We start from the raw sequence: 6,239 nt of genomic DNA, 5'->3' as shown, positions 1-6,239 counted from the left end.
GCGGTGAAGAAAACGAAGCAGACAGTATAACACAGTTGGTTGAAATTTTCGATAATTTTAGTTGACTTTTGAAAATTGTACTGTATAATTCGATTCGCTCTTTAAAAAACAGATTACCGATAAGTGTGAGTGCATTAGGCCTCACACTGTTTGAAAGACAGACAAGATGATGTTTTAGACATTGTCCTGTCGGTTTCTTTGAAGCAGACCAGAAGTTATAAGTTAGAGATTGAACATAAGAGTTTGATCCTGGCTCAGATTGAACGCTGGCGGCATGCTTTACACATGCAAGTCGGACGGCAGCACAGAGAAGCTTGCTTCTTGGGTGGCGAGTGGCGAACGGGTGAGTAACATATCGGAACGTACCGAGTAATGGGGGATAACTAATCGAAAGATTAGCTAATACCGCATATTCTCTGAGGAGGAAAGCAGGGGACCTTCGGGCCTTGCGTTATTCGAGCGGCCGATATCTGATTAGCTAGTTGGTGGGGTAAAGGCCTACCAAGGCGACGATCAGTAGCGGGTCTGAGAGGATGATCCGCCACACTGGGACTGAGACACGGCCCAGACTCCTACGGGAGGCAGCAGTGGGGAATTTTGGACAATGGGCGCAAGCCTGATCCAGCCATGCCGCGTGTCTGAAGAAGGCCTTCGGGTTGTAAAGGACTTTTGTCAGGGAAGAAAAGGCTGTCGCTAATACCGACAGTTGATGACGGTACCTGAAGAATAAGCACCGGCTAACTACGTGCCAGCAGCCGCGGTAATACGTAGGGTGCGAGCGTTAATCGGAATTACTGGGCGTAAAGCGAGCGCAGACGGTTACTTAAGCAGGATGTGAAATCCCCGGGCTTAACCTGGGAACTGCGTTCTGAACTGGGTGACTAGAGTGTGTCAGAGGGAGGTAGAATTCCACGTGTAGCAGTGAAATGCGTAGAGATGTGGAGGAATACCGATGGCGAAGGCAGCCTCCTGGGATAACACTGACGTTCATGCTCGAAAGCGTGGGTAGCAAACAGGATTAGATACCCTGGTAGTCCACGCCCTAAACGATGTCAATTAGCTGTTGGGCAACTTGATTGCTTAGTAGCGTAGCTAACGCGTGAAATTGACCGCCTGGGGAGTACGGTCGCAAGATTAAAACTCAAAGGAATTGACGGGGACCCGCACAAGCGGTGGATGATGTGGATTAATTCGATGCAACGCGAAGAACCTTACCTGGTCTTGACATGTACGGAATCCTCCAGAGACGGAGGAGTGCCTTCGGGAGCCGTAACACAGGTGCTGCATGGCTGTCGTCAGCTCGTGTCGTGAGATGTTGGGTTAAGTCCCGCAACGAGCGCAACCCTTGTCATTAGTTGCCATCATTAAGTTGGGCACTCTAATGAGACTGCCGGTGACAAGCCGGAGGAAGGTGGGGATGACGTCAAGTCCTCATGGCCCTTATGACCAGGGCTTCACACGTCATACAATGGTCGGTACAGAGGGTAGCCAAGCCGCGAGGTGGAGCCAATCTCACAAAACCGATCGTAGTCCGGATTGCACTCTGCAACTCGAGTGCATGAAGTCGGAATCGCTAGTAATCGCAGGTCAGCATACTGCGGTGAATACGTTCCCGGGTCTTGTACACACCGCCCGTCACACCATGGGAGTGGGGGATACCAGAAGTAGGTAGGGTAACCGCAAGGAGCCCGCTTACCACGGTATGCTTCATGACTGGGGTGAAGTCGTAACAAGGTAGCCGTAGGGGAACCTGCGGCTGGATCACCTCCTTTCTAGAGAAAGAAGAGGTCTGATGCATTCACACTTATCGGTAAACTGTAAAAGATGCGGAAGAGAAAAGCTTGAGTGAAGACAAGATTCGCTTAAGAAGAGAATCCGGGTTTGTAGCTCAGCTGGTTAGAGCACACGCTTGATAAGCGTGGGGTCGGAGGTTCAAGTCCTCCCAGACCCACCAAGAACGGGGGCATAGCTCAGTTGGTAGAGCACCTGCTTTGCAAGCAGGGGGTCATCGGTTCGATCCCGTTTGCCTCCACCAAGCACTTTACAAATCAAAGGAAGCCTGCTATACTTAGCAGCTTATTTTGATTTGCGAAGTGAAATATCGACGCATCGATCTTTAACAAATTGGAAAGCCGAAATCAACAAACAAAGACAATGCGTTTGTTTTGATTTTTTATTCTTTGCAAAGGATAAAGAATCTCTCGCAAGAGAAAAGAAAACAAACACAGTATTTGGGTGATGATTGTATCGACTTAATCCTGAAACACAAAAGGCAGGATTAAGACACAACAAGCAGTAAGCTTTATCAAAGTAGGAATTTCAAGTTTGCTTCCCTAGTCAACGGGTAGGTAAACGAAGTCAGAGAGGTTCTTGAAATGATAGAGTCAAGTGAATAAGTGCATCAGGTGGATGCCTTGGCGATGATAGGCGACGAAGGACGTGTAAGCCTGCGAAAAGCGTGGGGGAGCTGGCAATAAAGCTATGATCCCGCGGTGTCCGAATGGGGAAACCCACCTCTTAGGAGGTATCCTTATCTGAATACATAGGATAAGCGAAGCGAACCCGGAGAACTGAACCATCTAAGTACCCGGAGGAAAAGAAATCAACCGAGATTCCGCAAGTAGTGGCGAGCGAACGCGGAGGAGCCTGTACGTGATAACTGTCGAGATAGAAGAACAAGCTGGGAAGCTTGACCATAGTGGGTGATAGTCCCGTATTCGAAATCTCAATAGTAGTACTAAGCGTACGAAAAGTAGGGCGGGACACGTGAAATCCTGTCTGAATATGGGGGGACCATCCTCCAAGGCTAAATACTCATCATCGACCGATAGTGAACCAGTACCGTGAGGGAAAGGCGAAAAGAACCCCGGGAGGGGAGTGAAATAGAACCTGAAACCTGATGCATACAAACAGTGGGAGCACCCTTGTGGTGTGACTGCGTACCTTTTGTATAATGGGTCAACGACTTACATTCAGTAGCGAGCTTAACCGAATAGGGGAGGCGTAGGGAAACCGAGTCTTAATAGGGCGAACAGTTGCTGGGTGTAGACCCGAAACCGAGTGATCTATCCATGGCCAGGTTGAAGGTGCCGTAACAGGTACTGGAGGACCGAACCCACGCATGTTGCAAAATGCGGGGATGAGCTGTGGATAGGGGTGAAAGGCTAAACAAACTCGGAGATAGCTGGTTCTCCCCGAAAACTATTTAGGTAGTGCCTCGAGCAAGACACTGATGGGGGTAAAGCACTGTTATGGCTAGGGGGTTATTGCAACTTACCAACCCATGGCAAACTAAGAATACCATCAAGTGGTTCCTCGGGAGACAGACAGCGGGTGCTAACGTCCGTTGTCAAGAGGGAAACAACCCAGACCGCCAGCTAAGGTCCCAAATGATAGATTAAGTGGTAAACGAAGTGGGAAGGCCCAGACAGCCAGGATGTTGGCTTAGAAGCAGCCATCATTTAAAGAAAGCGTAATAGCTCACTGGTCGAGTCGTCCTGCGCGGAAGATGTAACGGGGCTCAAATCTATAACCGAAGCTGCGGATGCCAGTTTACTGGCATGGTAGGGGAGCGTTCTGTAGGCCGATGAAGGTGCATTGTAAAGTGTGCTGGAGGTATCAGAAGTGCGAATGTTGACATGAGTAGCGATAAAGCGGGTGAAAAGCCCGCTCGCCGAAAGCCCAAGGTTTCCTACGCAACGTTCATCGGCGTAGGGTGAGTCGGCCCCTAAGGCGAGGCAGAAATGCGTAGTCGATGGGAAACAGGTTAATATTCCTGTACTTGATTCAAATGCGATGTGGGGACGGAGAAGGTTAGGTTAGCAAGCTGTTGGAATAGCTTGTTTAAGCCGGTAGGTGGAAGACTTAGGCAAATCCGGGTCTTCTTAACACCGAGAAGTGACGACGAGTGTCTACGGACATGAAGTAACCGATACCACGCTTCCAGGAAAAGCCACTAAGCTTCAGTTTGAATCGAACCGTACCGTAAACCGACACAGGTGGGCAGGATGAGAATTCTAAGGCGCTTGAGAGAACTCGGGAGAAGGAACTCGGCAAATTGATACCGTAACTTCGGGAGAAGGTATGCCCTCTAAGGTTAAGGACTTGCTCCGTAAGCCCTGGAGGGTCGCAGAGAATAGGTGGCTGCGACTGTTTATTAAAAACACAGCACCCTGCTAACACGAAAGTGGACGTATAGGGTGTGACGCCTGCCCGGTGCTGGAAGGTTAATTGAAGATGTGCAAGCATCGGATCGAAGCCCCAGTAAACGGCGGCCGTAACTATAACGGTCCTAAGGTAGCGAAATTCCTTGTCGGGTAAGTTCCGACCCGCACGAATGGCGTAACGATGGCCACACTGTCTCCTCCCGAGACTCAGCGAAGTTGAAGTGGTTGTGAAGATGCAATCTACCCGCTGCTAGACGGAAAGACCCCGTGAACCTTTACTGTAGCTTTGCATTGGACTTTGAAGTCACTTGTGTAGGATAGGTGGGAGGCTTTGAAGCAGAGACGCCAGTCTCTGTGGAGCCGTCCTTGAAATACCACCCTGGTGTCTTTGAGGTTCTAACCCAGACCCGTAATCCGGGTCGGGGACCGTGCATGGTAGGCAGTTTGACTGGGGCGGTCTCCTCCCAAAGAGTAACGGAGGAGTTCGAAGGTTACCTAGGTCCGGTCGGAAATCGGACTGATAGTGCAATGGCAAAAGGTAGCTTAACTGCGAGACCGACAAGTCGAGCAGGTGCGAAAGCAGGACATAGTGATCCGGTGGTTCTGTATGGAAGGGCCATCGCTCAACGGATAAAAGGTACTCCGGGGATAACAGGCTGATTCCGCCCAAGAGTTCATATCGACGGCGGAGTTTGGCACCTCGATGTCGGCTCATCACATCCTGGGGCTGTAGTCGGTCCCAAGGGTATGGCTGTTCGCCATTTAAAGTGGTACGTGAGCTGGGTTTAAAACGTCGTGAGACAGTTTGGTCCCTATCTGCAGTGGGCGTTGGAAGTTTGACGGGGGCTGCTCCTAGTACGAGAGGACCGGAGTGGACGAACCTCTGGTGTACCGGTTGTAACGCCAGTTGCATAGCCGGGTAGCTAAGTTCGGAAGAGATAAGCGCTGAAAGCATCTAAGCGCGAAACTCGCCTGAAGATGAGACTTCCCTTGTGGTTTAACCACACTAAAGAGTCGTTCGAGACCAGGACGTTGATAGGTGGGGTGTGTAAGCGCGGTAACGCGTGAAGCTAACCCATACTAATTGCTCGTGAGGCTTGACTCTATCATTTGAAGAACTTCAAATAATAAAAGCTTACTGACTGATTCAGTCATCACCATTTATACCGATTAAGGCTTTACCGATTTGTAACAGTTTAAGTTTGGCGGCCATAGCGAGTTGGTCCCACGCCTTCCCATCCCGAACAGGACCGTGAAACGACTCAGCGCCGATGATAGTGTGGTTCTTCCATGTGAAAGTAGGTCACCGCCAAACACCCATTCCGAAGCCCCCGACTGATGTCGGGGGCTTTTTACATGCCTGTTGTTTCTGTTGCCTGTTGTTCCTGTCGGTTTGGCGGCAGAATTGGGATAACGGGTGTTGGGATCAAACATTGGGATAGTGATATGCCGGTGTTTATGGAGTATTTGTGCATCTTGGTATTGGAATCGGAAATATTTACCCTGTTGTTATTCTTGCACAAAAGTACCGAAAGTTACGGTTAACCGTTTGGAATGTTTGAAATCGAACGGTATTTGCGTTAATATGTCGTATGCATTTATATGGAATAGGGCCGTGTTCTACTGTCGTGTGGCAGTGTCGGCGGGGTGGGGAAAACCGTCCTGCAGACGGCCCGGTTGATTCAATCTGACACGTTATAGGAAAACCCTGATGAAGAAATTTTTATTTGGTGTAGTTGCCGCCGTGTGTACGGCATTCTCTTTGGCTGCCGTGAACGTCAATACGGCCTCTTCTGCGGAACTGGAGGCATTGCCGGGTATCGGTCCGGCTAAGGCGAAGGCGATTGTGGAATACCGTCAGAAGAACGGTGCGTTCAAATCGGTGGAGGAGCTGAAAAACGTGAAGGGTATTGGTGATGCGGTGCTGAACAAGTTGAAGGCGGAGGCGACGGTTTCTTCTGCCGCGCCTAAGGCTGCGCAGCCTGCCGTGAAAAAATAAGCCGGATTCTGCCTATATGCCGCCCTGCGGCCGAACCGTTTGCCGGTTGGGCCCCGGGGCGGCTTTGTTTGGGG

At 50.2% G+C, this 6,239-nt stretch carries 1 protein-coding gene, 2 tRNA genes and 3 rRNA genes; all 6 read left to right on the top strand.

Translation table 11 applies throughout. The features are described from left to right. The first annotated feature begins 231 nt into the window (after positions 1-231). The 6 genes from ACTHUG_RS11120 to ACTHUG_RS11095 all read left to right on the top strand — a co-directional run bounded on the left by ACTHUG_RS11120 (position 232) and on the right by ACTHUG_RS11095 (position 6,165). Positions 232-1,772 (top strand): 16S ribosomal RNA (locus tag ACTHUG_RS11120). Between the two features lie 105 nt (positions 1,773-1,877). Next, positions 1,878-1,954: transfer RNA gene (locus ACTHUG_RS11115), tRNA-Ile, on the top strand. A 5-nt stretch (positions 1,955-1,959) separates the two neighbouring features. Then, a tRNA-Ala gene (locus tag ACTHUG_RS11110) sits at positions 1,960-2,035 on the top strand. 347 nt (positions 2,036-2,382) lie between these two features. Further along, positions 2,383-5,271 (top strand): 23S ribosomal RNA (locus ACTHUG_RS11105). 96 nt (positions 5,272-5,367) lie between these two features. Then, positions 5,368-5,481: ribosomal RNA gene (rrf, locus tag ACTHUG_RS11100) — 5S ribosomal RNA — on the top strand. Together the 16S, 23S and 5S rRNA genes with 2 tRNA genes alongside form the textbook arrangement of a ribosomal RNA operon. 396 nt (positions 5,482-5,877) lie before the next feature. Next, entirely contained in the window at positions 5,878-6,165 is a 288-nt protein-coding gene (locus tag ACTHUG_RS11095) for a ComEA family DNA-binding protein (protein WP_049323884.1), read from the top strand. The last annotated feature ends 74 nt before the right edge of the window (positions 6,166-6,239 follow it).

This window comes from Neisseria sp. P0022.S009, from assembly GCF_051956675.1.
GTDB lineage: Bacteria > Pseudomonadota > Gammaproteobacteria > Burkholderiales > Neisseriaceae > Neisseria.
Note: the sequence above shows the minus strand (reverse complement) of the source record. Positions and strands in the feature narration are given on the sequence as shown.

Coding starts and splice junctions, on each gene's coding strand:
- ACTHUG_RS11095 (WP_049323884.1), top strand. CDS start 5,878: ATGAAGAAATTTTTATTTGGTGTAGTTGCCGCCGTGTGTACGGCATTC.